The 23947-nt window shown below is 66.7% G+C and carries 17 protein-coding genes; 3 read left to right on the top strand and 14 right to left on the bottom strand.

Going from position 1 to position 23947, the window contains the following annotated elements; translation table 11 throughout:
- Positions 1-8: 8 nt before the first annotated feature.
- From P0M04_RS30140 to P0M04_RS30090, 11 genes are read right to left on the bottom strand one after another with little or no spacing between them, the layout of a single operon-like run.
- Entirely contained in the window at positions 9-1589 is a 1581-nt protein-coding gene (locus tag P0M04_RS30140; protein ID WP_259450227.1) for an aldehyde dehydrogenase (NADP(+)), read from the bottom strand.
- Between the two features lie 31 nt (positions 1590-1620).
- Complete coding sequence (locus P0M04_RS30135) at positions 1621-3228, bottom strand: methyl-accepting chemotaxis protein (protein WP_259450226.1); 1608 nt, start codon at positions 3226-3228, stop codon at positions 1621-1623.
- Positions 3225-4526 (bottom strand): MFS transporter, encoded by a 1302-nt coding sequence (locus P0M04_RS30130; protein WP_259450225.1) that lies wholly within the window; start codon positions 4524-4526, stop codon positions 3225-3227. Before P0M04_RS30130 ends, P0M04_RS30135 begins: the two co-directional genes overlap by 4 nt.
- Before the next feature lie 8 nt (positions 4527-4534).
- On the bottom strand, positions 4535-5440 hold the full coding sequence (locus P0M04_RS30125) for a substrate-binding domain-containing protein (RefSeq protein WP_259450224.1): 906 nt from the start codon (positions 5438-5440) through the stop codon (positions 4535-4537).
- Positions 5441-5466: 26 nt separating this feature from the next.
- Positions 5467-7014: an acetolactate synthase large subunit gene (locus P0M04_RS30120; RefSeq protein WP_259450223.1), complete on the bottom strand. Its 1548-nt coding sequence runs from the start codon at positions 7012-7014 to the stop codon at positions 5467-5469.
- Position 7015: 1 nt separating this feature from the next.
- Positions 7016-7873 carry an HpcH/HpaI aldolase family protein gene (locus tag P0M04_RS30115; protein WP_259450222.1) on the bottom strand — a complete coding sequence of 286 codons (858 nt, stop codon included), beginning with the start codon at positions 7871-7873 and terminating at the stop codon, positions 7016-7018.
- 21 nt (positions 7874-7894) lie between these two features.
- Complete coding sequence (locus P0M04_RS30110; protein ID WP_259450221.1) at positions 7895-8878, bottom strand: DODA-type extradiol aromatic ring-opening family dioxygenase; 984 nt, start codon at positions 8876-8878, stop codon at positions 7895-7897.
- Positions 8879-8905: 27 nt separating this feature from the next.
- Complete coding sequence (locus P0M04_RS30105) at positions 8906-10210, bottom strand: MFS transporter (RefSeq protein WP_259450220.1); 1305 nt, start codon at positions 10208-10210, stop codon at positions 8906-8908.
- Positions 10211-10225: 15 nt separating this feature from the next.
- The gene (locus tag P0M04_RS30100) at positions 10226-11077 is read right to left on the bottom strand and encodes an amidohydrolase family protein (RefSeq protein ID WP_259450219.1); all 852 of its coding nucleotides are present in this window, start codon (positions 11075-11077) and stop codon (positions 10226-10228) included.
- Positions 11078-11087: 10 nt separating this feature from the next.
- A complete protein-coding gene (locus P0M04_RS30095; RefSeq protein WP_259450218.1) occupies positions 11088-12113 on the bottom strand; it encodes an amidohydrolase family protein in 1026 nt (341 codons plus the stop codon).
- Positions 12114-12124: 11 nt separating this feature from the next.
- On the bottom strand, positions 12125-13099 hold the full coding sequence (locus P0M04_RS30090; protein WP_259450217.1) for an ABC transporter substrate-binding protein: 975 nt from the start codon (positions 13097-13099) through the stop codon (positions 12125-12127).
- Between the two features lie 248 nt (positions 13100-13347).
- Here P0M04_RS30090 and P0M04_RS30085 point away from each other — a divergent pair, with 248 nt between their 5' ends.
- Positions 13348-14283, top strand: coding sequence for a helix-turn-helix domain-containing protein (locus P0M04_RS30085; protein ID WP_259450216.1), 936 nt, complete (start codon positions 13348-13350; stop codon positions 14281-14283).
- 36 nt (positions 14284-14319) lie between these two features.
- Here the strand turns inward: P0M04_RS30085 and P0M04_RS30080 are convergent, their stop codons facing one another.
- On the bottom strand, positions 14320-17166 hold the full coding sequence (locus P0M04_RS30080; RefSeq protein WP_259450215.1) for a TonB-dependent receptor domain-containing protein: 2847 nt from the start codon (positions 17164-17166) through the stop codon (positions 14320-14322).
- Positions 17167-17442: 276 nt separating this feature from the next.
- Positions 17443-18312: a hypothetical protein gene (locus tag P0M04_RS30075; protein ID WP_259450214.1), complete on the bottom strand. Its 870-nt coding sequence runs from the start codon at positions 18310-18312 to the stop codon at positions 17443-17445.
- Positions 18313-18539: 227 nt separating this feature from the next.
- On the opposite strand from P0M04_RS30075, the gene P0M04_RS30070 reads away from it, so the two are divergent.
- Together P0M04_RS30070 and P0M04_RS30065 are read left to right on the top strand one after the other, a co-directional pair.
- A complete protein-coding gene (locus P0M04_RS30070; RefSeq protein ID WP_259450213.1) occupies positions 18540-19667 on the top strand; it encodes a lactonase family protein in 1128 nt (375 codons plus the stop codon).
- A gap of 155 nt (positions 19668-19822) precedes the next feature.
- A complete protein-coding gene (locus P0M04_RS30065) occupies positions 19823-21649 on the top strand; it encodes a TolB-like translocation protein (RefSeq protein ID WP_259450212.1) in 1827 nt (608 codons plus the stop codon).
- A gap of 4 nt (positions 21650-21653) precedes the next feature.
- Here P0M04_RS30065 and P0M04_RS30060 read toward each other — a convergent pair whose 3' ends face one another.
- The gene (locus tag P0M04_RS30060; RefSeq protein ID WP_259450211.1) at positions 21654-23933 is read right to left on the bottom strand and encodes a sensor domain-containing diguanylate cyclase; all 2280 of its coding nucleotides are present in this window, start codon (positions 23931-23933) and stop codon (positions 21654-21656) included.
- Between the last annotated feature and the right edge of the window lie 14 nt (positions 23934-23947).

Raw genomic sequence — 23947 nt, 5'->3', positions numbered from 1 at the left:
CAGGCGAATTACTGCGGCGCGCGCAGCTGGCCGTCGACCATGCGGACCAGTCCGAGCGGATTGTCGTCGCGCAGCGCTTCCGGCAACAGATCGATGGGCACGTCCTGGTAGCACACCGGGCGCAGGAAGCGTTCGATCGCGGTGGCGCCGACGCTGGTGGTGCGCGCATCGGACGTGGCCGGGAACGGCCCACCGTGGACCATCGCATGGCACACTTCGACGCCGGTCGGGTAGCCGTTGAACAGCACGCGGCCGGCCTTGCGCTCGAGGACAGGCAGCAGCGTCGCGGCAAGTTCACGATCGTCGCCGGTCGCGTGCACGGTCGCGGTCAACTGGCCTTCGAGATGGCGCGTCACGGCCAGCAGATCGGCTTCGTCGCGGCAGGCAACGACGAGCGAAGCGGGGCCGAAGATTTCTTCCTCCAGGTCCGGGCTGGTCAAAAACGTGGCGGCATCGGTCTCGTAGAGCGCGGCCCGGGCGGCACAACCCTGGCCCGTTTCGCCACCCTGCGCGACCAGCCGTACGCCGGCGATGCCGTTGCGCTTGCCGACCGCGCCTGCATAGGCCTTGTGGATGCCGGCAGTCAGCATGGTGCCCGCGGCCTTCGTCCGCAGCGCTTCACCGGCAGCATCACGAAAGGCGTCGAGACCGGCGCCCGCCAGGCCGATCACGAGGCCTGGGTTGGTGCAGAACTGGCCGACGCCCATCGTCAGCGAGTCGACGAAGCCCCGGCCGATGCCCGCGGCGTCGCGGGCGAGGGCGCCCGGCAGCACGTAGAATGGATTGATCGAACTCATCTCCGCATACACCGGAATCGGTTCCTTGCGCGCGTTCGCAGTCTGCACGAGCGCCATGCCGCCCTGGCGCGACCCGGTGAAACCGACCGCCTTGATGGCCGGGTGGGCGACCAGCGCCTGGCCGGCCTGCCGGCCTTCCCCGATCAGCATCGAGAACACGCCTTCCGGCATGTCGCACGCGATCGCCGCCTCCAGGACGGCCTTCCCGACCAGCTCCGCGGTGCCGAGGTGGGCGCCGTGGGCCTTCACAACCACCGGGCAGCCGGCGGCCAGCGCCGACGCCGTGTCGCCGCCGGCGACCGAGAAGGCCAGCGGGAAGTTCGACGCGCCGAATACGGCGACCGGGCCAAGCGGGATGCGGCGCATGCGCAGGTCCGGGCGCGGCGGGATGCGTTGCGGCAGTGCCGGGTCCAGCGTCGCCGCCATGAAGTGACCCGCGCGGACCACGCCGGCGAACAGGCGCAGCTGGTTGCAGGTCCGGGCGCGTTCCCCTTCGAGGCGCGCGACCGGCAAGCCCGACTCGTCGTGGGCGCGTTCGATAAGGAGGGGGCCGGTCGCCATGATGTGGTCGGCGATGGTTTCCAGGAACCGTGCGCGGCGCTCGGGCTGCAGGTTGCGGTAGGTGTCGAAGGCCTGCTCGGCCAGCGTGCACGCCGCATCCACGTCGGCCGTCGTCGCCAGGCCGAAGGCCGGTTCCATGGCGGCGCACGTGGCCGGGTTGAAGGCGCGCACGGTACCGGCGCTGCCGCGCACGGCGCGACGGCCGATGATCATTTCGCCTTTGACAGGCATATTGGACTCCTTGAGTGATGAAAATCCGTGCTCAAGCCAGGGCGCGCCGGCGGCTGTGCGGTGCCGGCACGGGCGGTGCCATCGTGGCGGCGGGTGCGGCCAGCGTGAACGCCGCGACTGCTCGCGCCAGCTCGTCGGCCTGCTGCTGCATGGCCTTCGACGCGGCGGCTGCCTGCTCGACGAGGGCGGCATTCTGCTGGGTGAGGCCGTCCATGCCGATGACCGCGACGTTGACCTGCTCGATGCCCGTGCTCTGTTCCGCGCTCGCGGCCGAGATCTCGGCCATCATGCCGGTCACGCGGCGCGTACTCTGCTCCACGTCGGCTATCGTCGTTCCGGCCTGTCGTACCAGCGCCTGGCCCTCGGCCGCGGCATCGCTCGATGCCGCGACGAGCGCCTTGATCTCGCCGGCCGCGGTGGCCGAACGTTGCGCCAGCTTGCGCACTTCCTCGGCCACCACCGCGAATCCGCGGCCATGTTCGCCCGCGCGCGCCGCTTCGACGGCGGCATTCAACGCGAGGATGTTGGTCTGGAAGCTGATGCCGTCGATGACGCTCGTGATGTCGGCGATCCGCGCCGCGGCGCCGTCGATCCGTCCCATCGTCCGGATCACGTGCGACATCGTCGCGCTGCCCTGCGCCGCGACTTCCGAGGCCGCCTCCGCCAGTACGCGTGCTTCGCGGGCATGATCGGCGTTGCGGCGCACGGTACAGGTCAGTTCCTCCATCGTCGACGCGGTTTCCTCGAGCGAGGCCGCCTGGTGCTCGGTGCGCGCCGACAGGTCCTGGTTGCCGGCGGCCACCTCGGTGGCGATGGCGGCGATCGTGTCGGTGCCCGTACGGACTGCGCCGACCGTGCTCCCGAGGTTGTCGTTCATGGTTTTCAGCGCGGCCAGCAACTGGCCCAGCTCGTCGCGGCCGTCGGCGTCGATCCGGCTGCTCAGATTCCCCGCCGCGACGGTGCGCGCGGCCGCAAGCGCCCTCGCCAGCGGACCCGTGATCGAGCGCGTGATGCGGTACGCCAGCAGGGCGCTCAACGCAAGGACCGCCGCGGCAAGGATGATCATCAACCTGCGGGTCTCGGTATAAGTCGTTTCGGCCTGCGCGCCGGCGCGGCGCGCGAGTTCGTTCTGGGTGTCGATCTGCTCGGCGACCAGGGCCTTGAAGTTCCTGAGCACCGGACGGAACCGGTTGACCATGTAGGCCTGCGCATCCGCCGGCGGACCGTCGGCGATCAGCTTGAACAGGTCGTCCTGGCCGCCGACGTACGCGGCATTCGCGGCGACGGCCCTGGCCAGCCATGCGCGCTCGCCGGCATCGGACATGGTCCGGTCGAAGGCGCCGAGGATCCGGGCCGCGTCCTTGCGCCGTGCGAGGATGTTGTCGACCTGGCGCTTCCGGTCGGCCGGGTTATCGTTCAACATCATGTTGCGCAGCGCGATGTCGGTGTCGGTGATCGTGTTGCGCAGGTTGTTCGCCGCCTCGATGCGCGGCATGTAGCCGCCCACGATCGCGCGCGTGCTCGCATCCAGCCGCGCCAACGTGACGATGCCCAGCCCGGCGAGAATGACCAGCGTGGCGCAGATGGCGCCGAACGCGGCGCCGAGCCGGCTGCCGATCCTGAAATCCGTCAGCTTCATGCGCCCGCCTTGTGTTCCCGACCATGTGCGTCGTGTGTTTCACCGGGGAGCAGGTCGTTCACGCGTGGCGCCCACTCGCGCCGCAGCAGGACGAGGGCCGCCGTCGCGCCGAGTATGAGAAAGCCGAAGATGGCCATCATGGGCAGCTCGTAGCTGCCGCCCACGTGGAGGAGCCAGCCCGACAGGCTGGCCGACACGCCGCCCGCCAGGCTCGTGGCGACCTGCTGCAGGCCCGTGTTCAAACCGACCGCCTGTTTCGGGATCAAGGTCAGCTTGCACAGGGCGAGGATGTTCGCGGTGACGAGGCCGAGCAGCGACAGCGACAGCACGTTCCAGAACAGTGCCATGCCGAGCGTCGGTGCGTGCGCGCCGAGCAGCACTGTGGTCGCGCCGGCATAGCCCGCGACGATGAACGATTTGCGGACCCGCACGGCGTCACGTCCACGTGCGATCAGCCGGTCCGCCATCCAGCCGGCCCACGCGGCGACGAGCGCGATGCCGGCGAAGCTGAAGAAGGTGTACAGGCCCGACCTTTCGAGCGACAGGCCGCGTTGCTCGACGAGATAGGCGGGCATCCAGGTCATGCAATAGAAATTGAAGTAGGCGTAGCAGAAATTGCAGACCAGGCCGCCCCACACGACGGGGCTGCGCAGCAGGTTGCGCAGCGGGACGGACGCCGCGCGCCGGTGCGCAGCCAGCAGTTCGGTCCGCGACGGGTAATCGTTGCGCACGAGGCGCAGCCACGGCGCGAGCCAGAGGAGTCCGGCCAGGCCGGTCGCGACGAACATCCAGCGCGGCGACCAGTGGACGATCATCCAGGCCGCGACGGGCGCGCCCAACGCGGGTCCCATCTTGCCGCCGATCGAGAAGATGCCGAGCGCCGTGCCCTTTTCGGACTCTTCGAAATGGTTGGCGAGGTAGCGGTACGTCGCGGGCACCGCCACCGATTCCGCCACGCCGATCAGGAGGCGCATCAGGATCAGCGCGTGGAGCGTGGTCGCCAGGCCCGTGGCGGCGGCCGCAAGGCACCACAGCGAGAAGCAGACGGCGTACGGCCACTTCACGCCATAGCGGTCGACCAGCCAGCCCATGGGCATCTGCAGCAGGCCATACGACCAGAAGAACGCCGCATTGAGCCAGCCCCGCTGCACATTCGTCAATCCGAGCGCGCCCGTGAAACCCTTGTCGGCCAGCGCGGACGAGAGGCTCGTGCGGTCGACGAAGGAAATCATCAGGCCCAGCGCGAGCAGGACGACGATGGCCCAGCGGGGTTCGGGCCCGGATCGGCGGGTGTGCATGGCGCGGTTCAGCCCAGGCTGGCCGTGAGATCGTCGAACAGCTCTTCGTACGACAGCCGGCGCGGGATGATCTTCTGGTCGAGCGCCCAGTCGATCGCCAGCTCGATGCCCTTGTGGTTCGCCTCGTAGCCGATCGGCGGGAACACCTTCGGCACGCCACCCTCGGTCAGGTCGCGGCTCTCGACGACCATGCGGTACAGCGCGCGCACGATGTCGGGGCGCTGCTTCGACAGGTCCTGGTGCACGACGAACATGTGATTGATGGGGACGACGCCTTCGCGCGCGAACCAGTCCTTCGCCGCCTCCTGCGCATTCGGCACCAGCGTGCGCACGCGCGCGTCCTTCGGCATGTCCTCGCCGAGCAGGGCGGCGGCCAGCTCGCCGTCCAGCATCATCTGCGGGATCGACGATCCCTTCGGCAGGCGCTCGCAATTCGCCGGGTCGCTGTACTCGGCCAGGTGGCCGTCGTTCAGTGTCATCCACGTCACCTTGTCGAGGTCCACGCCGTATTCGTGGCGCAGGATGCCGCGGATCCACAGGGCCGTCGTCTGCGTATAGGTACGCACGCCGACCTTCCTGCCCTCGATGTCCTTCGGATTCAGATGCCCGAAGTCGCTGTTGAAGCCCGCGCAGTGGTGCTGGAAGCGGCCGGAGATGGGCGTCGGCAGCAGCACGTACGGCTTGCCGTAGGCTTTCGCCTGCAGGAACGTGACGATCGCCAGTTCGCCGGCGTCGAAGGCGTTTTCGCGCACCATCGCCTTGAAGCCGTTGTGCGCCGGCGTGGGACCGCAGAAGTCGAGGTTGACGATATCGGATTTGACGCGGCCGTCGCGCAGCGCCTTCGTGACCGCGTATTCGGCCAGGTTCACCTTCAGCGTCGGCACGCCGGTGTAGTCGGTTCCAGTGGAAGTCATGGTTGTCTCCAGATGTTTCAGATAACTCAAAGCCTGACCTCGATGAGGGTCGGCCCATGCTCGCGCGTCGAATCCACCATCGCCTTGTGGAACGCGTCGGCGCTGTCGACGGAGACCGCCGGCACGCCCATGCTTTTGGCCATCGCCAGCCAGTCGATGCGCGGCCGGTCGATGTCGATCATGGCGAGCGCCTGCGGGCCCGGCGCGCCGGCGCCCATGTTCGCGTACTCGGCCTTGAGGATCGCGTAGCTGTTGTTGGCGAAGATGATCGTCGTGACGTTCAGGCCCTCGCGCGCCTGGGTCCACAGCGACTGGATCGTGTACATGGCGCTGCCGTCGCCGACCATGCAGAACACGCGCCGGTCGGGGCAGGCGAGGGCGGCGCCGGTGGCGACCGGGGTGCCGTAACCGATCGAGCCCCCCATGTTGTTGATCAGGTCATGCGGCGCCGCGCCGACCGTGAGGCCCATGGTTTCGCGGCCCGTCGTCAGCGATTCGTCGACGAGGATGCACTGTTCCGGCAGCGCGGCCGCCAGCGCGGCGGCGATGCTGGCCGGGTTCAGCGCGCCGGTCGGTACGATCGGATCAAGCCGCGCCTGCAGGACCGGCGTCGCATCGGCGGCGCCCAATGCGTCGAGCAGCATCTCGAACGCGGCGGCGCTGTCTTCGTCCGGCTCGGCCAGGGTGTGCACGCTCGTGCCCTCGGCTTTCAGGAGGCTCGGCTTGTCCGGGTAGCTGAAGAACGCCACCGGCTCGGTCGTCTCGACCGTGACGATGTGCTTGAAACCTTTGAGGAACTCGAGCGCCTGCGGTACCGCGTACGGGATCCGCTCCAGCGTGACGCGGCCCGCGCCGCGCTCGATGCGCGACGTGAAGAATTGCGTGGCGAGGCGGCAGCCGGCGGCGGCTTTCAGGCGGCCCGCCAGCGCGAGTGCGCGCCCGCGGGTCGCATGCCCAGCGAGGATGACGAGCGTCGGCTCGCCCGAGCGCAGCACCCGGGCGATGTTCTCGACGCGGGAGACGTCGGGGGCCTTTGGCCGCGCCACGGCGTGCGGCACGGCCGCGAGGGGCTCTCCGGCCTCCTGCCACGACGCGTCGCCGGGCAGGATCAGCGTGGCGATCCTGCCGGGCTTCTCGCTGGCCGTCGCGATGGCGGCCGACACGTCCCAGCCGACCGTGCGCGCCGAGTCGACCGTGCGCACCCAGTGCGACAGCGGCCGTGCCAGCCCTTCGATATCGGACGTCAGCGGCGGATCGTACTTCAGGTGGGCGCGCGAATGCTCGCCCACGATGTTGACCATGCCGGACGACGCGCGCCTGGCGTTGTGGATGTTGGCCAGACCATTCGCCAGCCCTGGTCCCAGGTGGAGCAGGGTGGAGGCCGGCGTGCCCTTCATGCGGTAGTAGCCGTCGGCGGCGCCGGTGCAGACGCCTTCGAACAGGCACAGCACGCTGCGCATCTTCGGATTCTCCAGCGCTTTTAAAAAGTGCATCTCGGAGGTGCCGGGATTGGCGAAGCAGATGTCGACGCCCTGGCCGACGAGGGTCGAGACGAGGGTTTCCGCGCCGTTCATCTCAATACCCTGCCAGTTCGCGTGCCTGGCCGACCACGCCATAGCTGCGCGACGGTGCCGACATCAGGAAACGGTAGCCTTCCTGCAGCAGGCGCTCGTAGTTTTTCCCGGTCACGTGCGGATTGCCGACGATGACGTTGTGCTTGTGGCAGGTGTCGACGATCTGCTTCATCGCCGCCAGCACTTCCGGGTGCTCGTACTGGCGCGCCAGGCCGAGTTCCTGCGACAGGTCGCCTTCGCCGATCAGGCAGAAGCCGATGCCCGGGACGTTCTTGAGCATGTCGTCCAGGTTCTCGATCGCCTGCGTGCTTTCGATCATCAGGCCGACCAGCAGCTCGCCGTGCGGCGCCAGCGGCCAGACGTCCGCCTTCGCATAGTATTCCTGCTGGCTCAGGCCCCAGTAGCGGGCTGCCGTCGCGGGACCGTCGCCGCGCACGCCTTTCGGCTCGTACAGCGGCGCGTTCTTCGGACGGGCGTAGCGGCAGGACGCGACGGCGTTCCATGCCTGTTCGACCGTGGCGACGTGCGGCGTGATCACGCCATAGACGCCGCGGTCCAGCACCTGCTTGGCGAACGACTGGTTCATCTCGACGCCGTTGGCGGGGATGCGCGCCAGCGGCGTCACCGCCGGGGCGACGGAGCCGGAACCCGCGATCTGCTTGCGGTTCAGCAGGTATTGCAGGGAGTCGCCCAGCGCCGACACGTCGTACGGATTGTGCTCCATCTCGTACACGATGCCGTCGTAGGGGGCGTCGCTCATCTCGATCGCCGTCTGCTTGTCCAGTTTCGCGAACGCGGTGAACGCGGGCTTGCCCTGTTCCCAGGCGCGGATGATGCCGTTCAGTCGGGTGTTGCTCATCGTAGTCCTCGTGATTGATTGTTATTCGTTCGCGTTCCAGTACATGAAGCCCATGCCCTCGCCGGTGCCGGCGGCGGTGCGGTAGCAGGGCACGTAGTCGACGAGCGTCATCTGCGCGCCGGTGTCCTGCAGGGCCATCATCACGGAGACGTACAGCTTGATTTCCGACGTGCCGGACTGGTACGAGCGCTCGTCCACGTTGGCCAGGCCTTCGTAGTCGTAGTTGCGCAGCATGGCCATGATCCGTTGGTCGAATTCGGTGTCGCAGACGAAGTGCGACAGGCCGCCAGACGCGATGATCGCCACGCGCGCGTCGCTCTTCCACGCCTTGATCGCATCGCGCAGCGTGCGGCCGAATTCGATGCAGCGGCTCATCGGCGGCTGCGTCGGCGGATAGAAGCAGTTCATCAGGATCGGCACGTGCGGCGGCGGGTTGTCGCCCATGATCTGGCGGTACACGAAGCTGAACGCGTGCGGCGCGATCGGCGCGGCGGGCTTCATCCACACGTTGTCCGGCCAGGACATCAGGTCGGTCAGGTCGAAATTCTCCCGCTCGAACGTCTCGAGCAGGTAGGTCGCCAGCTCCGGATGGGCCTTGTGCGTCACCGCGTGGTCCGGCGCATACACCGAACGCTGCGGCGGACCGTTGAAGACGTCCTCGCCGCTGTAGATCGCGATCGACGGCGACATGTGGGTGAAGATCTCTTTCTGGTCCTTGCCGAGGATGATCGCGACGTCGGGCGCGGCGCGTTCGTACGCCGCGCGCATCTCGTCGAGTGCGGCGCGGCAGCGCGCGGCGCGCGCGGTGCGTTCCTCGATCGTCAGGAGGGCTTCGAAGCCCTCGTCGCGGCGTTCGGCTTCCAGCTCGGGGTAGGTCCAGGTGCGGTTGCGATACCACAGCTCGGGATTGTTGCGGTCGCGCTCACCGTTCTTGAGCCAGTCTTCCGGCGCCTGGCCCAGCATGCCGCTGTGCGGCACGGCCATGCCGAACACGATTTCTGCCATGTTTGTTACTCCTTCAGTGATTCGTTGTTATGTACGGGGCAGCGGATGGGCGTCCGCCTGCGGCTGGTCGAGCGGCGTGTCGTTCACTTTCGGCGCCCACTTGCGCTGCAGCAGGACGAGCGAGTTCACGGCGCCGAGCACGAGGAAGCCGAAGATGGCCAGCATCGGCAGCTCATAATTGCCGCCGACATGCAGCAACCAGCCGGACAGGCTCGCCGAGACGCCGCCGGCAAGGCTGGTCGCCACCTGCTGCAGGCCCGTGTTCAGGCCGATGGCCGGTTTCGGGATCAGGGTCAGCTTGCACAAGGTCGTGTTGTTGGCGGTGACAAAACCGAGCAGCGACAGCGACAGCACGTTCCAGAACAGCGCCATCGTCAGCGACTCGGCATAGGCGCCCAGCAGGACGGTCGTGCCGCCGATGAAGCCGGCGATCACGAACCCCTTGCGCACCTTCACCGCATCGCCGCCGCGGGAAATCATCCGGTCCGCCACCCAGCCCGCGATCGTCGCCACGATGGCGATGCCGGCGAAGCTGAAGAACGTGTACAGGCCGGAATTCTCGAGCGACAGGCCGCGCTGCTCGACCAGGTAGGCCGGCATCCACGTCATGCAGTAGAACGTGAAGTAGCCGTAGCAAAAGTTGTTGATCATGCCGCCCCACACGACCGGGCTGGCGAGCAGGCCGCCGAGCGTCACGGACGATGCGCGCTTCTTCGCCGCCGCCATCTGGGCGCGGGAAGGCAGGTCGCTCTTGAGCATCAGCAGCCACGGCGCGAGCCACAGCAGGCCCACCACGCCTGTCAGGATGAACATCGCCTGCCACGAGTGGTTCACGATCATCCATGCCGCCACCGGTGCGCCGATCGCGGGACCGAACTTGCCGCCCATCGTGAACAGGCCGACGGCGAGACCCTTCTGGCTTTCCTGGAAGTTGTCGCCCATCCAGCGGTAGCTGGCCGGGATCACGATCGCTTCCGCCGCGCCGATCACGAGCCGCATGGCGATCAACGCGCCCAGGGTCGTCACGATGCCGGTCAGCGCCGTCGCCGCGCACCACAGGGCGAAGCAGACGGCGTACGGCCACTTGACGCCGTAGCGGTCGACGATCCAGCCCATCACGAGCTGGAACAGGCCGTACGTCCAGAAGAAAGCCGAGTTGAGCCAGCCCCGTTCCACGCTGGTGAGGCCGAATTCGCGCAGGAAGTTCTTGTCCGCCAGCGCGGAGGACAGGCTCGTCCGGTCGATGAAGGAAATCAGCAGGGCGATCGCCAGGAGCAGCAAAATGCTCCAGGGGTTCGCCGCCGCCGGCCGTTGCGTGTCGCTCGTCTCCATTATTGTCTTTCGTCGTCAGGCCAGGGCCGGATACAGCTTTTGCGCGGTGCGCTCGAAGATCCAGGCGCGGTCGTCTTCGCTCAGCGAGGCCAGGCCCGCCTGGGCCGTCGCGAGGATTTCGGACAGCGTACCCGGCGACGTCGGAAAATTCGAGCCCCACGCGAGGCGGTCTGCGCCGAACGCCTGCACCATGCGCGGGAAGAACGACTCAGCGCTTGCTTGCCCCTTTTTCACGTCGTCGAAAATGCGCGGCGTGAGCTTCAGGTAGATGTTCGGCAGCGGCGCCAGGTCGAACAGGCTCTGCGCCTTCGCGTACGGCGGACCGTCGAGGACATCCGGGCGGCCAAGGTGGTCGAGAATGATGTTCACGCCGGGGAAGCGCTTGGCGAGTGCCGTCACTTGGGGCAGGCCGACGGGGCCCGTCTGGATGCACATCGGGATGCCGAGTTGCGCGAGCAGGTCCCAGGCGGGGAACGAGCGCGGGTCATCCAGCTCGCTCGGGTCGAATTCCTTCGTGCTGCCGCCCGTGAACAGACGAAGGCCCGCCAGGCCGCGTTCGACCCAGTCGCGGATCACGGCCGGCGCGTCCGGCTGCAGCACATCGACCGAGCCGACGGCGGCCAGGCGGCCGGGATACCGGTTGCAGCCGTCGACGACGTAGCTGTTGTCGAAGCCGTAAGTCGTCGACGAGTGCACGACGGCGGCCTTGGCGACGCCCGCGTCGTTCATCGCGGCGATCAGCGTTTCGACGGTGGTGGGGCGTTCCTTCGACCATTCCGAGCGCTTGCCGAACAGCGGTGCCGGCGGGTAGCGGGTCTCGTCGTCGGAGATGATGTGGGGGTGAATGTCGATGATCTGGTACGTCATGGGGATTCCTTTACTTTCCTTGTGCCTTCAGGCGGGCGTCCAGGCGCGGGTACACGCGCCGGGCATTGCCTTCGTAGATCTTGTAGCGGTCTTCGTCGCTCAGCGCGGCAATGCCGTCGACGTAGCGCTTGGTATCGTCGAAATACTGGCCCGTGGCCGGGTCCTTGCCGCGCACGGCGCCGATCATTTCGGAGCCGAACAGCACGTTGTCGGCAGGGACGACCTTCGTGAGCAGTTCCACGCCCGGCTGGTGGTACACGCAGGTGTCGAAGAACACGTTGTCCAGCAGGCCCTCCAGCGGACGCTCCATCATCTCAAGCGACATGCCGCGGTAACGGCCCCAGTGGTAAGGCACCGCGCCGCCGCCGTGCGGGATCACGAAGCGCAGGTTCGGGAAGTCCTTGAACAGGTCCGACTGCAGTACCTGCATGAAGACGGACGTGTCGGCGTTCAGGTAGTGTGCGCCGGTGCCGTGGAAGCACGGGTTGCACGATGCCGCCACGTGGATCATCGCCGGGACGTCCAGCTCGGACAGCACTTCGTACAGCGGATACCACGAGCGGTCGGTCACCGGGGTGCCGGTCCAGTAGCCGCCCGTCGGATCCGGGTTCAGGTTGACGCCGACGAAGCCCAGTTCCTCGACGATACGGCGCAGCTCGGGGATGCTGTTCTTCGGCGGCGCATAGGGCGACTGCGGCAGCATGCCGACGGGCGCAAAGTTATCCGGGTACATCTCAGTGACGCGGTACACCAGGTCGTTCGAGATCTCGGCCCATTCGAGGCTCGTGCGCTCGTTGCCAAGGTGGTGGCTCATCAGGCCGGCGATCGGCGAGAACAACGTGAGGTCGCTGCCGCGCTCCTTCTGCAGCTTGAGTTGGCCGTTCTCGATGGCATCGCGGATCTGGTCGTCCGAGACGTGGGCGCCGGCGAGCAGCGGCGCCTTCGACGGGTCCTTGACGGCGTCGGTCTGCTGCGCGCGCCAGTCGCGCAGGGACTTCGGGATCGTGGTGAAGTGGCCGTGGCAATCGATGATCATTGTGATTCCTTTCAACGTGCCTGCGGATCGACGAACAGTTCACCCATCGACATGCGGCGCGGCGTCAGGCCCTGCTTGAACGCGGTCTGTTCCAGCGCTTCGATGGTCTTGCGGTTTTCCTCGATCCCGTAGGGGAGCGGGTCGTAACCGACGATCTCGCGCAGCTTGAGGTATTTCTTGTCGCCGGCGGTCGTGGCTTCGCCGGCGTCCAGGCGCGCGAGCCATTCCTTCTTAGCGCGGTCGAACGCGGTGTACAGCGATTGCGCGATCCATGGATGCTCGGCCAGTACCGAGTCCTTGACGACGATCGTGCCGTGCATCGGGTAGATGCCGGTGCGGGCATACGAATCGGCTTCCAGGGCGGCCGCATTCGGAAGCAGGTCGGGGTAGTCCGCCTCGACTTCCTGCCAGCCGCCGGTCGGGGCGCCGGTGCGGCCGATGCCCGCCGCGCCTTCGACGCCGGCCACGAGTTCGCCTTTGGCCATCATGTCCGCCAGCGAGGTGCCTTCAGGCGCGTGGATGACGTTCGGCGGCAGCTGCAGCTGGGTGACATGTTCCTCGTCGTCGACGACCCAGGTCACCTTCGACGTGTCCAGGCCGAAGTCGTCGATCAGCGCCTGGCGCAGCCACACGCCCGTCGTGACGGAATACGCGCGCACGCCGACCTTCTTGCCTTCCAGGTCCTTCGGCGTCCTGATGCCGGCATCCGGGCGGACGAGCAGGCCGCCATGGTGGAAGCGGCGCACGACGAAGATCGGCAGGGCGACGAATGGGGCACCGTAGGCACGGGCGATGATGTAGGTGGTCGGCGCCAGTTCGCAGACGTCGAATTCGACGTCGCGCACCATGCGGCGGAACGCGCCGATCTGCGGCTTGACGGTGACGAATTCGGCATCCACGCCTTCGATGGGGATGGTGCCGTTACGGATTGCGGCGGTATGCGGATGCTCGGCGATTGCGATCTTGAGCGGAACTTTGCTGGCCAATTGGTTCTCCTTTGGGTTGCCTGCCTGGGGCATGGGCGTTGTGTCTATGGACATAAGAATAGGGTTTGGCCCAGGCGTCGTCCCTACACAAAAGCGCGATTCGCTGGCACTTTTCGGCGGACGCGGAAACGACTTGCTGTTTTCTTGCAAGAGGGATATGGTTGTGATCTGAAGGCCGGCTGACCACCACCGCAACCGATCGGCGCCAGACCGAACACATGGCCGTCCTTGCCGAGGAGACGCGAGCAATGAAGCACAGTTTCGTCACGAAACCCATCCCGTATACAAATCACAACACTGCGCTGACGACGGTTCCGAAAGTCCGTCTGTACGTCGAGCGGCCGGAGCGCAAGGAAAACTGGTTCGTCAACGTCGGCCACGTCACCGACCGCGGCCGCTGGCGCACGGAACCCCATGCGCACCCCGGCTATGGCCAGGTCATCTTCGTGCGCAACGGGCGCGGCGTCATGAACCTGGAGGGCAGCAGCGTGCCGTTCGAGGCGCCGTGCGCGTTGCTGCTGCCGACCGAGTGCGTGCACGGCCTCGATTACGAGGTCGACGTCGACCGCTGGGTCGTCACCATCGAGGTGTCGTATCTCAAGCAGGTCAATACGAAGCTGCGCGAGTTCATCCAGCTGTGGAACGGGCCGCGCATCATTCCGTTCGCGGAGGCCCCCGAGACGGCCGCAGAGTTCCATCGCCTGATCCAGGCGCTGCGCGACGAGGTCGAAACCAGGGCGATGGGCCATATTGTCGCCACCGAGGCCCTGCTGACGTCGCTGCTGTTGATGCTCGTGCGCGGCGTGAAGCTGGACGATGCCGCCAACGAAGGCGCGGTCGAGGCAACGAGCCAGGAGCTGCGCCTGACCGAGCGTTTCCGCGACCTGATCGACCGGCACTACCGCGACAACCTGCAACTGCAGGATTACGCGTCGAAGATGGGGGTGTCGCTCGTGCAGTTGCGTGCCGCCTGCGCCGCGGCCACGGGCCAGAGCCCGGCGAAGCTGATCCACGCGCGCATCCTGACGGAGGCCAAGCGCAACCTGATCTTCGGCGACATGACGATGGAGCAGATCGCCTATTCGCTGGGCTTTTCCGACGCGGCGTATTTCACGCGCTTCTTCCGCAAGGAGATCGGGCAGACGCCGAGCCAGTTCCGGCTGGCCGCGAGGGAGCGGCCGTAGGCATGAAAAAGGGCAGCCGCGCGGCTGCCCTTTTGGTTAGAACATCGACCGGATCCCGACCGTGAAATAGCGTCCACGCGGATCGTCACCCAGCGCAAAGCCATCCCTCAGCCCCGCCCGGGTACCATTGCCCGAAAACGCCCCGATCGGCGGCACCTTGTTGAACACGTTGTCGACGTTGACATACACCTGCACGTCGCCATCGCCCCATCCCAGCTTGTATGCCAGATTGATGCCCGCCGTGCCGAACGACGCGATGTGGTTGTCCAGCCAGACCTCGGTCGGATCACCGCTCAGCTTCATCGCATTGCGCCAGCGTCCCGTGACGTCCACCGTCAGGTCGTCCATCGGGCGGAAGCGCAGGTAGGCCGACACGCGCACGGACGGCGTCGCCGCCATGCCGCCGGCGCCGAACGCGGCGCCGCCCTGGTCGATCGTCGCGAGCCCCGGCTGGCGGTAGATGACGTGTGGCTGCCACGCCGTCAGGAAGCGCAGCGATGCCGGGCGGTCGAACAGGCGCGTCGACCAGTTCGTCTCGAAGTCCAGGCCATACGTCTCGATGTTCGAGATGTTCACGCTGCGGTTGATCCACGTGGTGACGGCATTCGCCGTCGACTTGTCCGTGTACCCGTTCGGCCGTACCTGCAACGAGCAATAGGGCGACGTGCCGCCGCTTTGGTAGCACGCGGTCTGGAACGCCGTCGTCGAGCCGGACACCGTGGTGATCGCGTCCGAGATCTTGATGCGGTAGGCGTCGACCGCGAAGCTCAGCTTCGCTGCGGGCTTCCACACGACACCGAGCGTCGTCGTGTTGCCGATTTCCGCGGTCAGGTTCGGGTTCGATTCGTCGATCTGCGGCACGGCGGGGCTGGCGCCCGTCAGCAGGTCGGTCGGGCGCACGATCACCTGCGAACGCGGCGCATACAGGTCGTACAAGGTGGGAGCGCGGATGTCGCGCGACCGTGCACCGCGCACGCGCAGCTGGTCCGTGATGCTCCACTCGATGCCCGCCTTCCACGTCCAGTAATTGCCGCTGCGGTCGTACTTCGTGTAGCGCGCCGCCGTGTTCAGGTCGAGTTTCTTCGCGAACGGCAGGTCGCGCAGCAACGGTACGTCCAGTTCGCCCGCGATTTCAGCCACACGCTGGCCGACGCCTTGCGGACTTTCGCCGAACACGTATTCCGTCAGCGTGCTGCCGGTCGCGCAGTTCAGGCCCAGGCCCGTGCAGTTGACGAGGTCCGTCGGCCGTGCGCTGCTGTGCGACGAGAAGGTCAAATCCCGCCATTCCGCCGACAGCGCCGCGTTCACGGGACCCGCCCAGCCGTCGAACGGGCTGCCCGTGATGGCCGCGGTCACGTCGTGCATCACGGTCGTGGAATCGAAGCGGGCGGTGTCCGTGACGTAGTCGATCGCCTGCTGCGACGCGGCCGTCGGGCCGAAGGCGTTGAACGGGACGCAGTTGTCGGCGAGGCCCGGATTCGTCACGGTGATGTTGCAGACGGTCTGGCCGTTGCTCGTCACCGCGTCCAGCGCCGCGGACAGGTTCTGGCGGTTGATGACGTTGGACAGGGACGTCTCGAGGTGCGACCGGCCGTAGGTGTAGTCGACGTTCCACCTGGCGCCGCCCAGCTTGCCGTCGAGGCCCGTCACGAACACCCATTGCTTCGTGTCCGAATCCGCCTGCAGGCGCGGGATCTCGCTCAGGAACTGGCTGTACGTGAAGGTCGGCTGCGTCGTCGGGATCAGCGCCTGGTATTGCGCGGGCAGGAAGGCGTTCGTGCGGCGCAGTGTCACGTTGTTCAGCTGGTCCGTCTCCGCGAAACTCGTGTTGGTCTTGAGGTTGCCCGACACCTGCGCATAGGCGTGCGTGCCGGCGGCGACGTCGTAGTCGATACGGCCGAACAGCTGCGTGCCTTTCAGCCGCGCGAGCAGGCCGGAATCCCAGTAGCCGCCGTCGCCGCCCTGCTGGATGGCCGTCGTGCCGGTCGCGGTGCCGGCCACGAACGGGCTCAATACGCCGTTCTGCTTGAACGTCTGGCCGTTCAGCGCGCCGCTCGTGACCAGGCCGCCGAACGGGAACGACTTCTGGTGCAGGTTCGTCTGCAGCACGTAAGGATTGGTGGCCGTGCCGGCACCCGTCACGCCGACGAGGTTCAGCCAGTCGCGGTCGGAACGGTGGTCGATGCCGTCGTCCTTGCGCGCTTCGATGCCCGCTTCCACGTGCAGCCCTTTGCCGAGCTTCGCGCCCCAGGCGAGGCTGAGGTCGCGCTTGCCGGCGTCGCCGTAGGTCGACTGGCCATAGCTGGCGTCGGCCTTGAAGCCGTTGAACTTGCGGTCGATGATGTAGTTGACGACGCCGGACATCGCATCCGAGCCGTACACGGCGGAGACGCCGCCCGTGACGATGTCCACGCGCTCCACGAACGCCTGCGGGATCAGGTCGACGTCGACGGCGCTGTTGTACAGCGTGGGCGGTACGCGCTTGCCGTCCATGAGGACCAGCGTGCGCGTGGCGCCGATGTTGCGCAGGTTGAGCTGGTTGGCCGAGCCGCTGCCGCCGGCCGCGCTGCCGGCGGTCGTCGGGTTGCTGGACGCGCCGCGCGAGCCGGCGAACACGGGCAGCGTGTTCAGTGCCTCCGCCAGCGTGGCGCCGGGCTTCGCCGTCAGCAGGTCGTCCGTGCTCACCACCGTGACCGGCGACGGACTGCTGTCGCCGTTGCGGATCACACGCGAGCCCGTGACGACGATCGACGTGATCGGTGCCGCGGGTGTTGCTGTATCGGTGGATGGTGCGGGCGCCGCGTTGTCGCTTTGCGCCGATGCCGGTGCGGCGATGGCGAATACGCCCGCGCCGCAGACCAGAAGGTCTTGTAGTCTACTCACATTGTCTCCTTGATTGTTGTGCTGTCTGCCCCTGCGCTGCGGCCTGGCTGTCGTTGGATCGGGATGTGCAATGCGTGTTACGGACCGGGCGAGGGGTGTTGCCTGTGTCGCGAAAGTGGTGTGCTGCCTCCATCGGTATTGCGATGGAGGCAAGCGTAAAGAAACGGGCGGCGCAAGGCTCTGCACAAAACCGACATTCGCTTGCACCTTTGTGCGCTGGCCTCCGAAATGAAAACGCCCGCGTGGCGCGGGCGTTCAGGGGCGAGCGGGAAAACGTCAGAAGTGGACTTCGCCGACGAGCGTGAAGGCCGAGCGCCGCGTGCCGGCCGCTTCCGTCGGCGGCGTGCCGAACATGTTGTGCCAGTATTCGTAGCCCGGTCCGAAGTAAAACGTGCGCGGGTGGCCGGCGAGGGCGCCGACGTCGACCAGCAGCGACATGCGCGTGAGGGTTTCCGTCTTCGTCTCGGTATGGAAGCCGTCCTTGCCCTTCGGTCCCGTGAGCGACAGGAAGCCCTTGAACACGACGGGCGCCGGACCCAGGCCGAACGGGATCATCCAGGCCGTTTCCGCGTGCGCGGCCGTGTCGTATTTGACGTCCTTGTGGACGATGCCGTTGTAGTTGTCCTCGGTGCGCCAGCCGACCATCGCGTTCCAGTAGCCGCGCGGGACGGCGAACTGCACGCTCGGTCCCAGCACGAGCATGCGTGCGCGGTTGGCGAAGGCATCGTCCTTGGCGCTGAATTCGTAGCCGGTGGTGAGGCCGACGTCGCGGACGATGCCGCCGCCGATGGGATGGCCGAACACGCGCGACGCGCTGAAATCGACGCGGCCGACGCTGTAGACTTCCTGCGCGCCGCGGGTGCCGCCCGCTTCGGGGTTGTTCTTGTCCGAGACGAGGAAGTCGGCGTTGAACACATAGGTGCCGTACCTGAAGCCGCCGGCCGTGCTGAGGAAGCCGATCTTCTGCGTGACCTTCGCGGCGTTGCCGGGAAAGTGGAAGTTGTCGGAATAGCGGGCGCCGATATACGTGTCGTTCCAGTTGCCCGGCGGGCCGTGCGGCTCCACCGTTTCCTGGGCCTGGGCACAGGCGCCGACACAGAAGGCGAGGGAAAGGCCCAGTGCGGCCTTGCGCGAATTGTTCGTCATGTCTCCATCCGGTTTCGATTTGTTGTCAAGGGGGCTCATCGGCGGCCGCTTATCGTCGGGTAGCCGCGATGGCCAATGGATGCTATGCGATACGCTTCGTCCTGCCTTTGGACGGAAAGGCGATTCGCTGGCACTTTTTTCGGAACGCTTCCACGCGCAAAAAAAATCCCAGCGAACATGAGATTCGTGCAGGGACGGGCGTGCGGATGCCGCCTACAATGGCGCACATGACACCGAATCTCCGCCGCCGTTCATTCATGCGCGGCGCAGGCGCCCTGGTCGCCTGCGCCGCAGTTCCCGTCCGCGCGCACGATGTCCCTGCGGAGCTGGTTTACGTGGGCACGCAGGGCCGCGAGGTCCACGCGCTGCGCTTCGATCCGGGCAGCGGTGCGCTGGCCGCGATCGGCCCGGCCGCGCAAGGCGCGCGCACCACGTGGGCCGTCGCGCATCCGCGCCTGCCGATCCTGTACGGCGTGGACGACGACAATGCGCGTCCCGGCAGGGTCATCGCCTACGCGATCGACCGCGCGACGGGCGCGCTGGCGACGATGGGCGAGGTTGCCGCCGGCGGCAACGGTACGACGTTTCTGGCGCTGGACGCGCCGGCGCGCACGCTGCTGGCGGCGAATTTCGCCGGCGGGTCGGTGTCCAGCATCGCGCTCGACCAGGCCGGCCGCCTCGGCGCGCTCGTCTCCACGCTGGCGGAGACGGGTTCCGGCCCGCACCGGCGCCAGGCCAGCGCGCATGCGCATGGCGCGGCCGTCGATCCGTCGGGCCGCTTCGTGCTCGTGCCCGACCTCGGCGCCGACCGGGTCTTCGTGGTCGCGTTCGACCGGGCCACGCGTGTCCTCGCGCCACACGGTGCCTTCGCTGTTCCGCCGGGCAGCGGCCCGCGCCATCTCGTGTTCGGTGCGGATGGGCGCTACGCCTACCTGGTGAACGAATTGACGGCACAGTTGATGGTGCTGCGCTGGGATCCCCGTGAAGGCCGGCTCGCGCTCGTGCAGGCGCTGGCGATGGACGATGCCGCGTTCACGGGGCAGTCCAGCGGCGCCGAGGTCGCGGTAAGTCCCGACGGGCGCTTCGTGTATGCCGCCAACCGCGGCGACAACACGCTGCTCGTGTACCGCGTGGACGCTGCGACGGGGATGCTGGCCGAAATCCAGCGCGTGCCGTCGGGCGGACAGGCGCCGTGGAGTTTTACGCTGCACCCGTCGGGACGCTGGCTGCTGGTCGCGCACCAGAAGAGCGGGACGGTCAACGTGTTCGGCATCGATCCCGCCTCCGGCTTGCTGGCGGACAGCGGGCGTTCCGCGGCCGTGCGTGCGGCGGTGAGCGTGACCGTCGTGCGGTAGGCGCTGTCCGAAAGTGCAGGTGAATATGAGTTTTGTGCAGTGACTTCGCCGGCGCGCACCGGTATCGTGAATCCTGAAGCACTCAAAAATTATTATCAGGAGCACACGGAATGGATCGCAGAAGGGCTTTACGACTGATCGGCGCGGCCGCCACCATGGCAACGCAACTGCCGGCATTTGCCGCCACCACGGCGGCAAAGAAAGGGGTGATGCTGATGAACCGCATCGCGCCGTCGGTCTCGGAACTGTACATCGCCAGCCTGGACGGCTCGAACGAGCGCAAGCTGCTGGCCGACAGCGCGTACGAGTACAACGGCAGCCTGTCGGCGCACGGCGACTGGCTGGTGTTCACGTCCGAACGGCGCGCCGACGGCCAGTCCGACATCTACCGCGCCCGTGCCGACGGCACCGGCATCGAAGCCCTCGTCGACAGCGACGCCATGGACGACGCCGCGGCATTGTCTCCCGACGGCGGCAGGCTCGCCTTCGTCTCCACGCGCAACGGCTACCGCGCCAACATCTGGGTGAAGGACGTCAAGACCGGCAAGCTCAAACAGTTGACGGGCGCGGGCGCCGTGCGCGGCAAGGAAGGCATGCCAGACTGTTATTTCCGCCCGTCGTGGTCGCCGGACGGCCAGTGGATCGCCTTCTCGAGTGACCGCAACACCACGTGGACGGGTCACGACCAGGGCCACGGCTGGGAGCATACGCAGGAGTGCAGCATCTACATCATCCGTCCCGACGGCACGGGCTTCCGCAAGGTCTCGTCGCGGCCGGGTTACTGCCAGGGTTCGCCGAAGTGGTCTCCTGACGGCAAGCGCATCGTGTTCTACGAGATGCTCGTCGAGGCGACGTGGGGCGCGCGCCGTCCCAATTATTACGGCAAGGCGGTCTCGCAGATCGTGTCGGTCGACGTCGCGAACGGAGAACGGATCGAGCACACGTCGGGCAACGAATTGCGCCTGTCGCCGCAATTCATCAACGACACGGAAATCGGCTACCTGATCAAGTACGGTCCGAACGAGGGCCTGGCCTACACGTCGGACCGGCCGCCGGTCAAGATGGCGTTCGTGCGCTCGCCCAGCTGGACCGGGGACGGCAAATCGGTCATCTACGAAAAGGTGTCGTTCAAGCCCGTGCGGTCCATGTTCAAGCCGCTGTTCAGCTGGGATGCGCAGTGGGATTACCGCTTTACCGACGTGTATCCGCAAATGTCGCACGACGGCTGGATCGTCTACACGGACAAGCAGACGGGTAACAGCTCCATCGAGATCATGCGTCCGGACGGATCGGACAAGCGCAAGGTCTTCGAATCGTCCGGCCGCGGGCTCGAGGAAGCGAAAGTGCGCATGGGCCTCGCCGGCGCGTTCCAGCCCGCCTGGTCGCCGGACGGCCAATGGATCGCCTTCGGCCTCGGCTACTGGTTCGCGGAGCGCCAGACGATGACCGCGGCCATCTGGCGCGTGCGCCGCGACGGCAGCGGCGCCGAGCAACTGACGGACGGCAGCATCCACTCGGGTTTCCCGAGCTATTCGAAGGATGGCAAGGAAATCGTGTTCCGCGTGTGGAGCGAGAAGGAGAAGGGGCTGCGCATCCTGAACCTGGAAACGAAGACCATCCGCGTGCTCACGCAGGGGTTCGACAACCTGCCGGGCTGGTCGCCGGACGGCAAGCGCATCGTCTTCACCCGTCGCCGAGAGGACAACAACTACGACGTCTACACGATCCGGCCCGACGGCACAGGGCTGTTCCGCTGTACCGATCATCCGTCCAGCGACGGTCATGCCGTGTGGTCGGCGGACGGGCGCATCATGTGGAGCGGTTCGCAGCACGGCTTCCGCGATGAAGCCGCACTGTACGACCAGACCTTCCAGCAGTACGGACAGATCTACATCATGAACGCCGACGGTACGAACAAACGGATGCTGACCGACAGTAAGTGGGAAGATTCGATGCCGCTCTACGTCCCGGGCGGTATCTGATGGACTAGCGCGCGAGCGGGCGGAAACAGTTACGGCCGCCGCGCTTGGCTTCGTACATCGCGTCGTCCGCCGCCTTGATCAACTGGCTGGCAGTCATGGTGCCGTCGAACACCGCGATGCCGATACTGGTACTGATCCGGAGCGCCTGTCCGTCGATAGCGAGCGGTTCTTCCATCGACGCCAGCAGTTTGCCCGCCAGATGGCGTGCAACGTCCGGCTCCGCCATGTCTTCGACGATCAGCACGAATTCATCGCCTCCAAGGCGGGCGACGAAATCGGATGCGCGCAGGTTGGCGCAGACGCGGTCGGCGAACAGGCGGATCACCTGGTCGCCGGCGTCGTGCCCATGCGTGTCGTTGATTTGTTTAAAACGGTCGATATCGAAATACATGAGGGCCATCCCCGTGCGACGCCGTTGTGCGCGGACGATGGCGTGGTTCAGCTGGGAATGGAAGAACGCGCGGTTCGGCAAGCCTGTCAGGCTGTCGTGGTTGGCGCGCCTGGTCAACTCTTCTTCCATCCGCTTGTGCTGCGTAATGTCGCGCACGATCCCGAGCACGCCCGCGACCGTGCCGGCATCGTCCGTCAGCGGCAGCTTGCTGACGTCGAACCAGCGGACCTCGCCGTCCTCCGTCGTTTGCGGGCGTTGCATGTTCAGGAGGCTGCGGCCGCTCGCGAGGATTTCCCGGTCCTCGTCCTGGTAGTGGGCGGCAGCACCCATCCAGGGCATGTCGGCATCGGTCAGGCCGACGATACGTTCGGCGGAAGGCAGGCCGGCCGCGTCGACCATATGGCGGTTCGCCCCGATGAAACGCGACTCGCGATCCTTCCAGAACACGCGGTCCGGAATCGTGTCGAGGATCAGCCGCAGCATTTCGCGCGACTCGTGCAGTTCCCGTTCGAAGCGCTTGCGCTCGGTGACGTTCTCCGCGAAGCCGAGCACCCGATCCACCTGTCCCGCCACGATGACCGGTACCAGGACGACGGCCAGGTCCACTTCCGCGCCGTGCCCGTTGTGCACGGACGCGTGATAGGCCAGGGCCTCGCCATGCAGGGCCTTCCGGAATGCCGCCCCGGCCACCGCCTGGCTGGACGGGGCCATGAACAGCGTGGACGACGCGCCGATTAACTGCTGCTGAGAGAGTCCCAGCTCCTGCTGCATCTTGCGGTTCACGAATACGAAATTGCCGGCCCGGTCGGCGGCGTACACGGCGAACGGATGGGAGTCCAGCAAGACCTCGAAGCGTTGTGCCATCTCCGACCGGATACGGCGGTCGCGCTGGCGCAGCGCGAGCCTGTAGGTTCCGAACGCGGCGATCAGCGACGCGAGCAGGGTGGCTGTCAGCCATGGCCAGTCGCCGAAGGCATCGGCCGACCGCCCGGATGGCTTGGACAGGATTCGCATGTGCCAGGTCCTGTCGGTAAAGCGAAGCGTGGTCGCGTAGACGACGTGCGCGGGATCGGCATCGGCCTGGCGGAAGGCGTCATTGTCGGACGCATATACCAGCCGCCTGGCCGGCCCGTCCTGCTCGTGGACGGCAAGGGCAAAGGCGCGCGTCAACTTGCCGTTATCGATGCCTTCGAAAAGCTCGGCGACACGCATGACGGAGAACACGACACCGGCCCCGACGCCGCGATCGACATGGCGATCGGCAGTTCGTACCGGGGTGAACGTCAGCACGACAGGAATCTTCGCAAAATCGTGCACGGATGCGTGCACGCGAGTCGCTGCGGGCGCACCGGTGGCCAATGCCTTGCGGATGGCGGCCAGACGCTCCGGAAAGATGGAAAAGTCGATGCCGCGCACGATCGCCGCCCGCGCCGGGTCCGGATCGGCCAGGTAAAGCACGGGATAATAAAAATCGGCGCGCGGACGCTTGCCGCGGATGTGGTACCCCGGCATGTCGGCTTGCACGCGATGCTCGAATTCGTCGGCGAGTTCGGGGGCCAGCCGCGGCAGGTAGCCGTAGGCACGAATTCCCTTCAGTCGTTCGAAGTGGCGCGCCGAATCGACATAGGCATTGACGGTCGCATCGCTGATGGCATTGCTGGTGCCGATGTGGGCCGCCAGGCTGAGGCCCGTGCTCGCGTAGGCGTCGAGCTGGCGCTGGGCGAGAAAAGCATATTGTCGGGCCGCCTCTTCATTGTCCAGCGTGAGCCGGCGCTGTGTACGTTCCACTCGCTGGCCGTGCAGTCCGAGGCCGGATGCAATTCCAAACAGGAAAACGGTCGTTGCCAACACGAGCGGCCGCCATGTTCCTTTCTCCTGATGTTGTTGCGACATGGCTCGATACCCGG

The sequence above is a fragment of the Telluria mixta genome, assembly GCF_029223865.1.
GTDB classification, from domain to species: domain Bacteria; phylum Pseudomonadota; class Gammaproteobacteria; order Burkholderiales; family Burkholderiaceae_D; genus Telluria; species Telluria mixta.
This window is presented reverse-complemented; position numbering and strand designations above follow the sequence as displayed.